The following is a 15,078-nucleotide window of genomic DNA, read 5'->3' on the forward strand; positions in this document are numbered from 1 at the left end:
AATGGCCGGAACACGGGGAGAAAGACCCGGAAACCAGAAGGGGCGGGGCTTGCGCGACACAAAAATTTTGATTTCAATTTGTATCCGAATCGCCCTTCCGAGGGGTCGCCCAGGAGACCGCCCCGCCCTGCTCGACCAGGGCCTCGAGATCCGCGGCGGGCACCGGCGGACTGAACAGATAGCCCTGCCAGGCATGGCAATGATGGCGCTGCAGGAACGCGCGCTGCGCCTCGGTTTCCACGCCCTCCGCGATGACGCGCAGGCCCAGGCTCAGGCCCAGGGCCACGATGGTGCGGGCGATGGCGGCGTCGTTCGGATCGGTCAGCACGTCGCGCACGAAGCTCTGGTCGATCTTCAACTGGTCCAGGGGCAGGCGCTTCAGGTAGGCCAGGGAGGAATAGCCCGTGCCGAAATCATCCAGGGAAAAGCCGACCCCGTAGCTCTTCAGGCGCGCCATTTTCTCGATGGTATCCTCGACGTTCTGCAGCAGCAGGCCCTCCGTCAGTTCCAGTTCCAGGCTTCGGGCATCGGCCCCCGAGCCCGCCAGCGCGGCCAGCACCTGCTCGACGAAGTCCGGCTGGCGGAACTGCCGGGGGCTGACATTGACCGCCACCCGGATCCCGGCCAGGGCGGGCCGGTCCGCCCAGGCGGCCAGCTGGCGGCAGGCCGTGCGCAGGACCCAGTCCCCCAGCGGCAGGATCAGGCCGCTGTCCTCGGCCAGGGGAATGAACGAGGCCGGCGACACATAGCCATCCCGCGGATGCTTCCAGCGCAGCAGGGCCTCGCACCCGACGATGCCGCTGCGATCGAGCTGGGGCTGATAGAACAGCTCGAACTGCCCCTGGTCCAGGCCCACCCGCATGTCCAGTTCCAGCGCCACCCGCTTGTGCACGACCGCCTGCATGTGCGGATCGTAGAACTGCAGGGTGTCCCGCCCGGCGGCCTTGGCCTGGTACATGGCCAGATCCGCCCGCCGCAATTGCTCGTCGGCTGCGGTTTCCTGCCCCTGGAACAGGCTGGCCCCCATGCTGACGCTGGAATGGCAGAATTCGCCGTTCAGCAGATAAGGGGCCCGCAGGGCCTGCAGGATCCCGCGGCCCTGGTCCTCCGCCCGGGCCGCCGCTTCCTCGGGCTGGTCCGACAGGTCTTCCAGGACGATGACGAATTCGTCATCGCCATGCCGGGCGATGGTGTGGGAATCCCGCAGATGTTTCTTCAGACGGTCCGCCACCTGCCGCAGCAGCTCGTCGCCCGCATCGTGGCCCCGGGTTTCGTTGATGGTCTTGAAGTGATCCAGGTCCAGCATCAGCAGCACGCCATAGCGGCGCCGCCGGGCGCTGGCGGCCAGCGCCTGCTGCAGGCGGTCCAGCAGCAGCCGGCGGTTGGGCAGGCCGGTCAAGGGATCGTTGTAGGCCAGGTAGCGGATTTCTTCCTCGGCCGTCTTGCGGACGGTCAGGTCCTCCAGCGTCACCAGATAATCCGTCCCCAGCCGCAGGCCAGACAGCTCCACCGTGCGCCACCGGCCGTCCCGGCAACGGATCCGGCATTCCAGCCGGGCCCTGGATTCGCCGCCATCCGGCGCATGCCGCCACTGGTGTTCCCAGGCGCGGCGCAGATCCCGGCGCGCCGCCGGATCGGGAACGACCAGCGCCCACCAGGAACGGACGTCCGGCGCCTGATCTTCGGCGTACCCGCAGATCCGCAGGAACTGCTGATTGCGAAAGACGATGCACTGCCCCTGTTCCACCAGACAGACGCCCACCGGCAGATGATCCAGCAGGCCGCGCAGGCGCCGTTCGCTGTCGCGCAGGGCGTCCTGCATGCGCCGGCGTTCGGTCACGTCCTGGATCACGGCGACGTGGTAGTCGGGGGCGGCCCCCGGCTGGCGGATCGGCGACACCGTCAGCAGCACCCAGACGGGATGGCCGTCCTTGTGCATCATGCGCTTCTCCATCTGGAATTCCTGGATCTCGCCGGAGCGCACCCGGGCCATCTGCGCCAGATCGGCCGGCAGGTCGTCCGGGTGGCTGAGCGACTGGAAGTCGCACTGCAGCAGCTCCGACTCGGAATAGCCCAGCATGGCGGCGTATTTCCGATTCACCCGCACCAGCCGGCCCGTCGTCATGTCGCTCAGGGACACGCCCACGGCGGCCTGGTTGAACACGGCGCGAAAGCGCTCCTCGCTGCGCTGCAGGGCGTCGCTCGTGCGCGCCGCCTGGGAGACGGCGCGCAGGCGCAGCCGGCACAGCACGCAGGTCAGGCCCGCCAGCAACAGCGACAAGGCTCCGCCGGCAAGCCCTATCCACCAGAGCAGCCGGCGTTCCTCGGCCGAAGCCAGGGCCCGGGTCTGGACGAAATCCAGCCGCCAGCGCCGGTCCAGGACATCCAGGATGCGGGTTTCCCGGCGAGGACCCTGCGTCGCCCTGGGCGCCGGATCCTGCGATAGGCCCAGCAGCGCCTCGCCGAGGCCGGCGCCGGATGTCTTCGCGGACGGCGACCCGCGAGGGCCGATATCCGTCAGGCGCAATGACAGGCCGCGCAGGAAACCCGACTTCCGGACGGCATCGAGCATCTGGTTGGTGCGGATGACGGCTGCCACCGAACCGACGAAATCCGATTGGGCGTCCGCGCCGGGCGTCCTGCGGAAGATCGGGTAGCGCAGCAGGAAGCCGGTCCGATCCGACGTCTCCTGGAACAGGTGAAACGGCGCGGACGCCGTCGGCAGCCCGGTGGCGCGGCCCGCCAGCAAGGCGGCCAGATTGGCCGGCTGAGAGGAGATCTCCAGGCCTTCGACGCCCTGATTGCCTTCCAGGGGCCACAGATATTCCACCACGTAATAATCCGCCTGCCGGCGCAAGGGGTGGATGTCGGCGGCGCCGGACAGCCGCGCACGGTAGCCGGGCAGATCGGCCGCCCTGACCCAGCGCACGAAGGACAGATTGATCAGTTCCGGATAGTGCGCGCGCACCTCGTGCCCTGCCACGACCTGCTCGAACTGGTCGCGACGGAGATCGGGATCGATCAGGAACAGGTCGCGCACGCCGGCCACGATCTCGCGGATGGCGACGATGCGCTGGGCCAGCGCATCGGTGGAGGAACGGACTTCTTCGGAAAAACGGATCTGGGCGACCGTGCGGACCGCCTGCGTCTGGTGACGCACCAGCGCCACCGTCACGACCGACCCCAGCAGCGCCACGAGCAGGCCGGGCCACCACTGCTTGAACACCAGACGGGATCGGGCTGCCGACATGCATTGCGCTCCAGGCCAGGAAACGCCCTCCGCCCAGGGCGCCATACGGACGATGCCCGCGACAGGCATCTATGCACAGCATAGCGAATTTTACGAAAAGTGACACCCGGCGGGCGGGCGCGTCACCACAGCACGAAGAACAGCAGCCAGGCCCAGACGAAAGGCAGCAGCCCCGCGGCCATCGGGACGGCCGGCCTAGCGTATCCCGAAGAGGTAGAGCGAGCCCAGGCTGATCATCGGGACATAGGTGATCAAGGCCAGACACAGCAAAATGACACCGACCATGGGCACCAGATAAGGAATCATGCGATGCAGCGACGTATTGGCCACCGCTGCGGCGGCAAACAGGTTGACGCCGAAAGGCGGCGTGATCATGCCCAAAGCCAGGTTGGTGATCATGATCAGGCCGAAATGCACTGGATCGATCCCGAACTGCGCGGCGACGGGCGCCAGAATGGGCGCAATGACCACGATGGACGCGGAGGTCTCGACGAACATCCCGATGACGAACAGCAATACGTTCACAGCCAGCAGGAACATGAAAGCGCCATCGAAATTTTCGACGATCCACTGGCTGATCGCCGCCGGAATGCCCGCCCGCGTGAGGATGAATGAAAACAGGCCCGCCATCGAGATGATGAACATGATGATGGCCGACGACAGCGTGGATCGCTTCAGCACGGCGATCATCGCGATCAAACTCATTTCCCGATAGACGAACAGGCTGACGACCAGTGCGTAGAACACGGCGACGATGGACGCCTCGGTGGGGGTGAACACGCCCCCGTAGATGCCGCCCAGGATGAGGACCGGCATGAACAGCGCAAAAACCGACCGCCTCAGGCTCACCAGGAACGGGGGTTTCCGCTTCGACGGCACATCGCCGGGGTTGAAGAAAAAACGGGACCAGGTCAACACGAACACGATCAGCGCGGCGGCAATCAAGAAACCCGGGCCGATGCCGGCCACGAACATGTCGCCGACCGGCGCGCTCGCGGCCACCCCATAAAGAATCATGGGAATGGACGGCGGGATGATGACGCCCAGTTCCGCCGCCGTGGCCTGCAGCGATGCGGCGAAGCCCACCGGATACCGTTGCGCCGCCATGGCGGGAATCAGGATGGCGCCGATGGCATAGGTCGTGGCGACGCTGGAGCCGGAGACGGCGGCAAAGATCATGCAGACGACGATGCAGGTCGCCGGCAATCCACCCCGAGTATTGCCGATGAGGCTTTCCACCAGATCGACCAGGCGACGGGAAATACCGCCCGCAGCCATCAGGTTGCCCGCCAAAATGAAGAATGGCACGGCGGCCAGCGGAAATTTGTCGAGTGCGATGAACGCCTGCTGGGGCAACACGATCAACGGCAGATTGGAGAAAGCGGCCACACCCACCAGCCCCGCCAAACCGATGGCGACGGCTACCGGCACGGACAGCGCCATCAGCCCCACGAGGAGCAGGATCATCACGAGCAGCATGGTGTCGTCCTCAGGTATTCTGTGTCTGGTGATCGATATCGGCACGCGGCGCCATGGCATGCGCTATTGTGGAGAACATCGACACGATCGCACCGACCGGCAATGCGGCGTAGCCCCAACTGGTGGGGATGCCCAGTCCGGCAATGGTCTGGAACCGGACGCGCAAGGCCAGCACGACGCCGTACCAGGCGATAAATCCCAACAGGGTCAGCACGCAGACCAGGATCACGCCCCGGACGACATGGCGCATCCGGCCCTTGCTCAAGCCGAGCAGCCAGTCCACGGAGATGAGCGTCCCGGAGCGCAGCGCCCCCGCAATACCCAGGTAAGTCATCCAGATCAGAGTCATCTGGATCAGCGGCTCAGACCACTCCGCCGAACGCTGGAGGACAAACCGTGCGACCACCTGATAGAGCCCGCACAGCGCCGCGAACCCCAGGCCGGCAGTCGCCAGCCCGACCGCCGCCCTGGAAAGCGCGTTCTCGATGCCAAGAAAACAGCGAGACCAAGTGTGAGAGTTCATGGCTCCGCGCCTCTACTTCGTGTCCTGAATGGCATCCAGACGATCCTTGCCGAACCGCTCCGCGAATTTCACATAGAGCCCATCCAGCTTCGCCCGGAAAGCCGCCTTATCGACATCGGCAACGACTTCCACGCCTTGCTGACGCAGCGTGTCCAGCCCCGTCTTCAGGACGGTCTCCACCTCGGCCCGATTGCGCTTCATGGCGTTGCGTCCAGCCTCGGCGAAGATCTGCTTATCTTCATCGGACAGCGCATCGTAGGCCGACGGCGAAATCAGCAGGACCAGCGGCGTGAATGCATGATCGGTCATGCTCAGGTATTTCTGCACCTCGCCGAAACGATTATTGATGATGGCGCCGATCGGGTTCTCCTGGCCGTCCACCACCCCTTGCTGCAGGGCGGTGTAGACCTCCGGGATGGCCATGGGGGTCGGCAGCACGCCCAGTTCCTTCCAGACCGCGATATGCAATTCGTTCTGCTGCGTGCGAATCTTCAGGCCCCGAACGTCTTCCACCGTCCTGACCGGCCGGACATTGTTCGTGAGCTCCCGGAATCCCATCCCGCCGAACGCAAGACCCACCAACCCTTTCTTGGGCAGCAGGGCCAGCATCTCCTCGCCGATCGGACCGGACAGGACGGCTTCAGCATGATCGAAATCCCGGAACAGGAACGGAATATCGAAGAGCGCGAATTCGGGCACGAAATTGACCACCACCGAGGTGCTGGGCACGGCCATGTCCACAGTGCCGAGCTGGACGCTTTCGATCACCTCGCGATCGCCCCCGAGGGCGCCGCCGCCCTGCAGTTCAATCTTGATCCGTCCTTGCGTGCGCGTGGCGATTTCCTCGGAAAACTGCTTCATCGCAATGGCTTCGGGCGCCTGCGGCCCGCCGACGAAACCCAGAGACAGCGTCGTATCGGCAGCCGCGGCCGCCCCCGCCCAGGCCGCCACGGCCAGGCACGTCACCCATATGATTTTCTTCATGATCTCCTCCGACTGCGATTGAATTGCTATTGATATGGATACTGAAACGGGAATGAAGGATCAGGCCTGGATGCTCCAGCGCCCGGTGACGTACTCGCCAAGCGCCTCGATGCGGATCGGAATGCCCAGGCCGGGACCGTCAGGGATGGCGATCCGGCCACTGCCATCGGGTCGCGGATCGAAAACCGCTGCGCGCAAGGGGTTGTAGCTCTGGTCGTATTCGAACAGCGGATAACCGGGCTTTCCGCCATATCCGCAGAGCACCGACGCATACTGCAACGAGGCCAGGAAATTGACGCCGCTGCCCCAGACATGGGGCGCAACCGCCGTATCGAATGCATCGGCCAGACCCGCAATCTTCATGGCTTCGGTCAGGCCGCCGCAAATGGCGAGGTCGGGTTGAAGAACCGCCAAGGCGCCGTCCACCATGACATCCCGGAAGGCCTGGACGCCACAGAAAGACTCGCCGCCCGACAAGGGCACCCGCAGCTTTTCCGCAAGACGGCGATAGCTGGCGGTATTGTCGTGGCGAACCGGTTCTTCGATCCATGCCAGCCGCGACGAAGCCGTGGCATCGGCCAGCGCCAACGTATCCCCGACCGTGGAAGACTCATTAAGGTCGATCATCAGCGCGGCATCGTCGCCCACGATGGCCCGGGCGGCCTCGATGACGCGCACGTCTTCCCCAAAACCGATGCCGACCCGAATCTTCACGGCTTGAAACCCGTCCGCCACGAAGCGCTCGACCGCCTGCTCAAAACCCGCGTACCGGTCCACGCCGGCAGGCAGCAAAGGGCCGCTGGCGTAGGCTGCGATTTCGCTGCGCAAAGCCCCGCCCAGCAGCTCGGCGATGGACCTGCCACTGGATCGCCCCAGCGCGTCCCAAACCGCAATATCGATCGCACTGAGCGCCATGTGCATCTGCCCGCGCCGATCGGGGACGGCGGCGGCGAGCATGGCCTGATGGATGCCGCGCGGATTCGTGATGGATCGACCCAGCACGTGCGGCGCCAGCTGATGCTGGATCAGCGCAGCGGCGGCATGCGGGTAGGCCCAGGTTTCCCCCCAGCCCTCCTGCCCGCCGGCCGTCACGATCCGGACCAGCAAGCCAGACCGCTCGCTGAACACTCGCAATGCGTTGCCTGCCGGCTCGGGCATGGCGCAACACAGGAAATAACCTTCGATCCTGGCGATCGTATCCGCGGTCGAGATCAACGACGGCTCCTCTGTCTTTGATTTGACTGCGGATTATAATTATTTGAAATTCAAGCAACAAATAAGAATTCAACCCCAGATACATCAGAATATTAAATACATGCGCCTCACCCTCGCCCAGCTGGAAGCGTTCTATTGGACCGCCACCCATGGCTCGGTGGACAAGGCCGCTCATACGCTGCACCTCGCGCAACCTACCGTCTCGCTGCGCCTGCGGGGGCTGGAGGACGCCTTGGGATACAAGCCCTTCGAACGCGCGGGCAGAGGTCTGAAGCTCACCCGGCGCGGCCTCGATCTGCTGGACGAATGCCACACGATCTTCGCCAGCCTCGAGACCATCGAGGCGCACTCCGGCGCGCAACGGATCACAGGTCCTATCCGCCTGGGCTTCGCCGAAGGTTTCGCCATGGTCTGCCTGCCCGAGATCCTGTTCAGGCTGCACGCCGACCATCCAGGACTGCAACCCGAAGTGATGGTGGCCACGTCCGCGCAGATCGAACCGGAACTGCACAACCTGGAACTGGACCTGGCCTTCCTCGTGCACCCATCGGAGCACAAACAGTTCAAGCTGGACTCGCTGGGCCGGCAGGAGGCAGCCTGGGTCTCGGCAACACGCTTCCAGTTGCCCACGGTCATCCGGCCCCAGGACATCGCCACGTTGCCGATCATTGCCAACCCGGTCGGCTCCATCAACTACCAGCAGATGATCAGCTGGTTCGCCAGCGCCGGGCTGACACCGAAACGGATCGACTTCTGCAATAGCGTCTCGATGTTGGTCAACCTGGTCGACAAGGGCGTCGGCCTGGGCATCTATCCCTGCAAGCTGGCCGAGAACGCACAGAGCGCCGGCCGGGTGCGCATCCTGCAGTCGAGCCCTCAGATCGACGATACGCCGATCTTTGCCAAGTACCCCCGCCAAGGCTCGAAACCCAAGGTCGATGCGGTACTGAGCACCGTCATTGCGGTACTCAGTGAAATGGATTATCTGAAGTAGCGGTCGGCCGTGTCAGGTGTGTGCCGCACTCACCACAGCACGAAGAACAGCAGCCAGGCCCAGACGAAAGGCAGCAGCCCCGCGGCGACGGCGCCCAGCGCCAGGCCCTTGCGCCAGGCGCTGGCCGTGCGCAAGCCGGCCAGGCGCCACTCGAAACGCAGGCTCCAGGCCAGCGCCAGCGCCAGCAGGGTGAAGCGGACCGGATTGGCCCAACCGGTCGGAACTCCCTCGTGCTGCAGCAGGGTCAGGGTCGTGGCCGACAGGCCCAGGAACACTCCGACTCCCGCGGCGGGGATCAGGCCCTGGGCCAGTTTGTGCACCCCCGCCAGCCGGCTGCGCAGCAACTGGCCGGCCGCATTGCGCACCCCGGGATGCGATGCGGCCGGCAGCACGCGATCGGCCAGCCACAGGCCGCCGAACGCCGCGCCGCCCACCACGCCCGCCGCGCCGAAGATGAACAGCAGGATGACCGTGCCGTCGAGCCAGCTGAAGCTGTCATTGACCTGGGGATAGTGCGTGAGAATGAACCAGGGAGCGTTGTCGGCCAGGGGCCAGTACAGGTCGCGGTTCACCAGCCAGGTCGCCATGGCCTGCTTGAGCGTGACGAACCAGGGGCTGGCGCTCCAGAGGAACGCCCCCACGGCCAGGCCCATCAGGCCGAAGACGATCAGCATTGTCTGCCAGCCGCTGCCCTCGGCCACCTGGACGATCTCCGCTTCCGGCGAACGCGGCGACAGGGTGATGGCCCCGCGATAGTCGCTGCAGCGGCCGCACATGTGGCATTCGGCGGCGCCCTGCATGTTGCGCAGCGGCAGCAGGGGCGCGCAGTTGATGGATTCGATGCGCCGCACCGGAGCCCGCCAGGCCTGGGCGTCCACCCGGTAGTGCCAGGGGGCCAGCTTGGCCAGCAGATTGAAGACCCCGTTGACCGGGCACAGGTATTTGCACCACACCCGCTTGTTGCGCCCATAGAGCCAGCCCACGATCATGGCCGCGATCGTGGAGCCCCCGAGGACTGCCGCCACCGCCCAGGGGTATTGATAGACGCTGACCAGCTGGCCGTAGATCGTCGTCAGGCTGAAGGCCACGAACGGCCAGCCGCCCCAGCGCATCCAGCGCGGGATCGCCCCGCCCCGCCCGTGGCGGCTGGCCCATTCCGTCAGGGCGCCTTCCGGACAGAACAGGCCGCACCAGGCGCGGCCGAACAGGGGAATCGAAACCAGGACGAACGGCCACCAGATGCCCCAGAAGGCGAACTGGGCCACGATGGTGAGGTTGTTGAAGACGGACGCGCTGCGGTCGGGCAGCGGCAGGACGGCGGGAATGGCCAGCAGCGCCACATACACGCCGACGATGATCCACTGGATGGCGCGGATGGCGCGCTGGTGGTCGCGCAGGAAGTCGCCGGCGCGCGCCACCTGCGCCCGAAACCCTTGCCCACGAGAAACCGACTCCATCATGCAGTGTCCTGATTGCGCCTACCGGACGCACAAGGCGCAAAGCGTATACCGAGGATACGCCGCGCGCAAATGCGGTCTCAGGAGGCGGCGACCCCCGCCTGCCGGATGGCGGGGCGGGCCGAAGCCCTGCGCAGCAGGCCGATCACCACGGCCCAGTACCCCAGCCAGATCAACAGCTGCGACAGCGCGGGATAGGCCCGATACCCGGCGAAATCGGCCAGGATCTTGCCCAGCCCGCCTTCGGTCCCCAGCAGCCCGCTGCTGTCCCAGACCGGGTCCACCAGGGTGGGCAGTACGTCCAGGGAGATCAGGCGGTCGGTGGCCGACACCAGCAGGGCGCCGGCCAGCAGGAGCAGCAGGATCTCGGTCAGCTTGAAAAAACGCCGCCACGTGATGATCCGGCCCCCCAGCTGCAGCAGCCAGAAGGTCAGCAGCGCCACGGCGAAGCCGCCCGCGCCGGCCAGGATCATGGACCACAGATTCCCGTCCTGCTGCGAGGACAGCACCGTGCCATACAGAAACACCACGGTTTCGCTGCCTTCGCGGGCCACGGCGATCATGACCAGCGCGAGCAGGCCCCACCAATGGTCCCCGCCGATCTGCGCGGAGGCGCCGCTTTCCAGTTCCCGGCGCAGGCCGCGCCCATGACGACGCATCCAGACGACCATCTGCACCACCAGGGCGCAGGCGGCCAGCGCCATCAGCGCCTGGAACCATTCCTGGCCCGTGTCCGACAGCCACGACGCCACGCCCAGCAGGGCCAGCGCCAGCGCGGCGGCCAGCAGGAGCCCCGCCCCCACTCCGCCCCACAGCCAGGGCAGCCCGCGCCGCCCTTCGGGCGAGGCCTTCAGCCAGGAATACAGGATGCCCACGACCAGCAGGGCCTCGACACTTTCACGCCAGACGATGAAGGCGACTTGTTCCATGAAGCGCGTCCGGAATCAGGGCTTGGGCAGCACGACCAGCGTGCCCTTCACCTGGGGATGGAAATCATCAAAGAAGGGGTATTCCCCCGGCCGGGACAAGGTCAGCACCACGAAGGACGTCACTCCCGGCCCCAGCACTTTTTCCTTGCGCAGGGGCAGGCTTTCGAATTCGACGGCTTCGGTGCTTTCATTGACCAGCACGATCTTGAAGCGCCCGGCCGGGACTTCGAGCCGGGCGGGCTCGAAGGTGCCGTCCGCCTTGAAGGTCAGGGTATGGACCGGCATGTCGGCTTGCGCCACAGCCACGGGCGCCAGCCATCCGGCCAGCGCCGCCATCAGAACGGCCAGCCAGGGACGCATCTCAGTACCCGCCCTTCTTGCCCGTGCCGGCGAACACGAAATCGTATTTCACCTCGAAGGTCTTGAACCACGGCGCCACCCCGGTCTCTTTGTCCACGTGGCGGCCGAAGTGGTTGTTCGGCGCGGTTTCCGGCGAACCGATGACGAAGGTCAGCTGGTATTTGCCCGGGCCGTCGAGCTTGACGTTGTCGCCATAGTGGGGACCGTCGTTGGCCACCATCGGCATCAGATCGCCCTTCAGGACCTTGTCGCTGCCCTGCTTCTGCAGCACGTACTGGATGTTCAGGTACGGCGCCCAGGCCCCTTCGGGCAGGCCGTTCTTGTTGTCGGCCGTGGCATGGATGTCGGCTTCCAGGTGGATGTCGGAATCCTTGGCGGCCAGCATCATGCCCTCGGGTTCCATGACGACCGGCTGCAGATAGACCGCGGCCACCTCGAGGCCGTGAATGTCCTTGGGTTCGCCGATGGGATATTCGGCCGCCAGCGCGGAAGACGCCAGCCCCAGACCCGCCACAGCAATCAACAACTTGTTCACCATAAAGGCTCTCCGTCATGATAAGAAGAATGATTCTCGTTAATTTACCACCACAGCCCGCCGGGCGCAGGGCGAAACACGGATTTTTTTGACGATCCGCAAAAAAGGTCGCCGGACGCGCGGCCGCGCCAGGCCGAACGAACGGCCTCGGGGAATGCGCGGCCGCGCCGGATCGGAGACCGCGCCGGCCGCAGGCCGGGCATGCGCCCACGTCGACGCCGTCCGCGCCCGAGGACGCGGTGTGTCGGTGTCGGCGGCGGCCGCCCCCGGGCTGCGGGGGCGGATGCGGATCAGCGCTTTTTCTTGCCGGGTTCCGGCTGGCCCGGGAAGGGGAAGCCGGTGAACAGATTGCGGGTCTGGTCCTGCATCTGGTCCTGCATCTGCAGGAACACGTGACGGCTTTGCTCGATATAGTTATTCATCATGTTCTGCAAGGCCGGCGTCTGCATGTTCATCAGCTGCGCCCAGGCTTCGGGGCCGAAGTGCTGCTGGTACAGCCCCTGGGACTGTTCGGCCATGCGGTCCTGGATGTCCATGAGCACCTGGATGTTCTTTTCCAGGAAGGTGCCCATGACCCCCTGCATGGCATGGCCGTAGAACCGGATGATCTGGGCCAGCGCATTGGCCGAGAACATCGGCATCCCCCCGGATTCTTCTTCCAGGATGATCTGCAGCAGGATGCTGCGGGTGAGATCTTCGCCGCTTTTCGCGTCCACGACGCGAAAGACGGCGTTCTCCAGCACCAGCTGCTTGATGTCCGCCAAGGTGATGTAGGCGCTGGACTGGGTGTCGTAGAGCCGGCGGTTGGGATATTTTTTGATCAGTCGTTCGGACTGCGCGGAAGTGGTTTGCGGCATTTGACTCAACCCATGTGCAAGCCGCCATTGAGCGAGAAATCCGCCCCGGTGGCAAAACCGGCGTCATCGGACGACAGCCAGGCCACGATGGAGCCGATCTCTTCCGGCGTGCCCAGGCGCTTCACCGGAATCGTGGCGACGATCTTTTCCAGCACGTCGGGACGGATGGCGCGGACCATGTCGGTGCCGATGTAGCCCGGCGATATCGTGTTGACGGTGACGCCCTTGCTGGCGACTTCCTGGGCGAGCGCCATGGTGAAGCCATGGATGCCGGCCTTGGCCGTGGAATAGTTGGTCTGCCCGAACTGGCCCTTCTGCCCGTTGACGGAACTGATGTTGATGATACGCCCCCATTGCCGATCGACCATGTCGTCGATCACCTGCTTGGTGACGTTGAACAGGCTGTTCAGGTTGGTGTCGATGACGGAGCGCCAGTCTTCCTGGCTCATTTTGCGGAACACGCCGTCGCGCGTGATGCCGGCGTTGTTGACCAGCACGTCGACCGGCCCGAACTGTTCCTTGACCTTGACGAAAGCCTGGACCGTGGAATCCCAGTCGGACACGTTCCCGACGGAGGCATTGAACTTATACCCCAGGGCCGCCTGTTCGTTGAGCCATTTGGCGTAGTCGCGGCTGGGGCCGCAGCCCGCCACCACGGTAAAGCCTTCCTTGGCCAGGCGCTGGCAGATCGAGGTACCGATACCGCCCATGCCACCGGTGACGTAAGCCAGTTTTCCACTCATAAGGTTCTCCTTCAGTCAGCTTTTACTTTGACATAGCGCCCAGGAGCGGGTTCTATGACAGGGTACCGTTGATTGCCCAGGGACCGGGCGGCTCGCCGCATGGGTCCGGAATGGTCCGTCAGCCAGGCCAGCCAGTCGGGCCACCAGCTGCCCGTGGCATGCGTGGACGAGGCTTCCCATTCGGACGGATCGCTGGGCAGTTCGCCCGCGCTCCGGAACCAGTAGCCCCGCCGGCCGCGCTCCGGGGGATTGATGACCCCGGCGATGTGGCCGGATTCGCCCAGCACGAAACGCAGAGGGCCGCGCAGCAGCAGGGTGGACGCGTACGCCGATTTCCAGGGCACGATGTGATCGTCGCGCGATGCGTACAGATAAGCGGGCATGTCCAGGGCGCGCAGATCCACCGCCTGCCCGCACACGTGCAGCTGGCCGGTCTTCAGGCGGTTTTCCAGATAGGTGTTGCGGAAGTACCAGGCGAAGAACGGCCCGGGCAGATTGGTGCCGTCGGCGTTCCAGGCCAGCAGGTCGAAGGCGCGGGGGGCCTCGCCCATCAGGTAGTTCGAGCCGACGTAATTCCAGACCAGTTCCGCCGGACGCAGGAAGGAGAAGGTGGTGGACAGTTCGCCGGCCGTCATCAGGCCGCCATCGCCCAGCTGCTGTTCGCGCGTGCGGGCATGCCATTCGTCCACGAAGACGTCCAGGATCCCGGTGTCGCGAAAATCCAGGAAGGTCGTCAGCAGCGTCAGGGCGGCCACGGGATCCTGGCCGCGCGCCCGGGCGACGGCCAGCGCGGTGGACAGCAGCGTGCCGCCGACGCAAAAGCCCAGCGCATTGATCCGCGGCTGGCGGCTGATGGCCTGCGCCACGTCGATGGCCTGCAGGACGCCGTCCTGGATGTAATCGTCCCAGGTCTTGCCGTCGATGCCGTCGGCATCCTCCGGCCGGGGGTTGCGCCAGGAAATCATGAACACCTGGAAACCGGCCTGGAGGGCGTGCGCCACAAGGGAATTCGCGGGCTGCAGGTCCAGTATGTAGTATTTGTTGATGCAGGGCGGCACCATCAGCAGCGGACGCTGATGCACCTGGGCGCATTGCGGCTTGTACTGAATGAGCTGCATCAACGGATTTTCATACACCACGGCGCCGGGCGTGACGGCCAGATTGTCGCCCGGCGCGAAGGCCGATTCGTCGGTCTGGGTGATGCGCCGGCGGCGCAGGTCGTGCAGCAGATTGGCCAGGCCGCGCTGCAGCGTATCGCCGCCGCTGCGCAGCAGGGCCTGCATCGCATCCGGATTGCTGGCCAGGTAGTTGGACGGCGCGGCGGCCTCGACCCACTGCATGACCGAGAACTGCAGCCTTTCGCGGGCGGCATCGCCCAGGTCGGCGGCCTGGGCCAGATCCTGCAGGGCGCGCGCCACGATCAGATAGGCATGCGCCGAAAACAGGGAATGCGGATTGTTCGACCAGGCTTCGGAGGAGAAGCGCCGATCCTTCAAGGGCGCCAGCGCGCCCTGCCGCGCCTGGTCCAGCAAGGCCTGCCAGGACTGGAGGAAGTCGGTCTGGATGGCTGCCAGGCGATCGGACGAGACATGGGGCGGCACTGACCGCTGAGATGAATCCGCATTGCCCATGACATCCCCCTGCCCCGGTGTGGCCTGATGCAGCCCCACGCCTCAATGTTGTTCATTCTGCCATGCTGATCACGGGCGTCAATTCGGGTAAGTCGCTAGTGCCGCGCCGGCCGGGCAAGCG

General features: G+C 65.3%; 13 protein-coding genes. 1 reads left to right on the forward strand and 12 read right to left on the reverse strand.

Translation table 11 applies throughout. From position 1 onward, the window contains the following. Positions 1-73: 73 nt before the first annotated feature. The 5 genes from Q0263_RS07990 to Q0263_RS08010 all read right to left on the reverse strand — a co-directional run bounded on the left by Q0263_RS07990 (position 74) and on the right by Q0263_RS08010 (position 7,451). Complete coding sequence (locus tag Q0263_RS07990; RefSeq protein WP_298015118.1) at positions 74-3,250, reverse strand: EAL domain-containing protein; 3,177 nt, start codon at positions 3,248-3,250, stop codon at positions 74-76. A gap of 195 nt (positions 3,251-3,445) precedes the next feature. Beyond that, on the reverse strand, positions 3,446-4,729 hold the full coding sequence (locus Q0263_RS07995; protein WP_298015679.1) for a TRAP transporter large permease: 1,284 nt from the start codon (positions 4,727-4,729) through the stop codon (positions 3,446-3,448). Positions 4,730-4,739: 10 nt separating this feature from the next. Next, a complete protein-coding gene (locus Q0263_RS08000) occupies positions 4,740-5,252 on the reverse strand; it encodes a TRAP transporter small permease (RefSeq protein WP_298015120.1) in 513 nt (170 codons plus the stop codon). A gap of 12 nt (positions 5,253-5,264) precedes the next feature. Then, positions 5,265-6,203 carry a DctP family TRAP transporter solute-binding subunit gene (locus tag Q0263_RS08005; RefSeq protein ID WP_298015122.1) on the reverse strand — a complete coding sequence of 313 codons (939 nt, stop codon included), beginning with the start codon at positions 6,201-6,203 and terminating at the stop codon, positions 5,265-5,267. Between the two features lie 93 nt (positions 6,204-6,296). Then, positions 6,297-7,451 (reverse strand): mandelate racemase/muconate lactonizing enzyme family protein, encoded by a 1,155-nt coding sequence (locus tag Q0263_RS08010; protein WP_298015124.1) that lies wholly within the window; start codon positions 7,449-7,451, stop codon positions 6,297-6,299. 100 nt (positions 7,452-7,551) lie between these two features. On the opposite strand from Q0263_RS08010, the gene Q0263_RS08015 reads away from it, so the two are divergent. Further along, a complete protein-coding gene (locus Q0263_RS08015) occupies positions 7,552-8,445 on the forward strand; it encodes a LysR family transcriptional regulator (protein WP_298015126.1) in 894 nt (297 codons plus the stop codon). A gap of 29 nt (positions 8,446-8,474) precedes the next feature. Here Q0263_RS08015 and Q0263_RS08020 read toward each other — a convergent pair whose 3' ends face one another. The 7 genes from Q0263_RS08020 to phaC all read right to left on the reverse strand — a co-directional run bounded on the left by Q0263_RS08020 (position 8,475) and on the right by phaC (position 14,957). Next, entirely contained in the window at positions 8,475-9,902 is a 1,428-nt protein-coding gene (locus Q0263_RS08020; protein WP_298015680.1) for a 4Fe-4S binding protein, read from the reverse strand. 80 nt (positions 9,903-9,982) lie between these two features. Then, positions 9,983-10,831 carry an FTR1 family protein gene (locus Q0263_RS08025; RefSeq protein WP_298015127.1) on the reverse strand — a complete coding sequence of 283 codons (849 nt, stop codon included), beginning with the start codon at positions 10,829-10,831 and terminating at the stop codon, positions 9,983-9,985. A 15-nt stretch (positions 10,832-10,846) separates the two neighbouring features. Next, on the reverse strand, positions 10,847-11,191 hold the full coding sequence (locus Q0263_RS08030; protein ID WP_298015129.1) for a cupredoxin domain-containing protein: 345 nt from the start codon (positions 11,189-11,191) through the stop codon (positions 10,847-10,849). 1 nt (position 11,192) lies between these two features. Further along, positions 11,193-11,729: an iron transporter gene (locus Q0263_RS08035; protein ID WP_298015131.1), complete on the reverse strand. Its 537-nt coding sequence runs from the start codon at positions 11,727-11,729 to the stop codon at positions 11,193-11,195. Positions 11,730-12,016: 287 nt separating this feature from the next. Continuing rightward, on the reverse strand, positions 12,017-12,583 hold the full coding sequence (gene phaR, locus Q0263_RS08040; RefSeq protein ID WP_298015133.1) for a polyhydroxyalkanoate synthesis repressor PhaR: 567 nt from the start codon (positions 12,581-12,583) through the stop codon (positions 12,017-12,019). A gap of 5 nt (positions 12,584-12,588) precedes the next feature. Then, on the reverse strand, positions 12,589-13,326 hold the full coding sequence (gene phbB, locus Q0263_RS08045; RefSeq protein WP_298015135.1) for an acetoacetyl-CoA reductase: 738 nt from the start codon (positions 13,324-13,326) through the stop codon (positions 12,589-12,591). Between the two features lie 11 nt (positions 13,327-13,337). After that, positions 13,338-14,957 (reverse strand): class I poly(R)-hydroxyalkanoic acid synthase, encoded by a 1,620-nt coding sequence (gene phaC / locus Q0263_RS08050; protein ID WP_298015137.1) that lies wholly within the window; start codon positions 14,955-14,957, stop codon positions 13,338-13,340. Between the last annotated feature and the right edge of the window lie 121 nt (positions 14,958-15,078).

This window comes from uncultured Castellaniella sp., from assembly GCF_937988725.1.
In the GTDB taxonomy this organism is placed as follows: Bacteria; Pseudomonadota; Gammaproteobacteria; order Burkholderiales; family Burkholderiaceae_B; genus Castellaniella.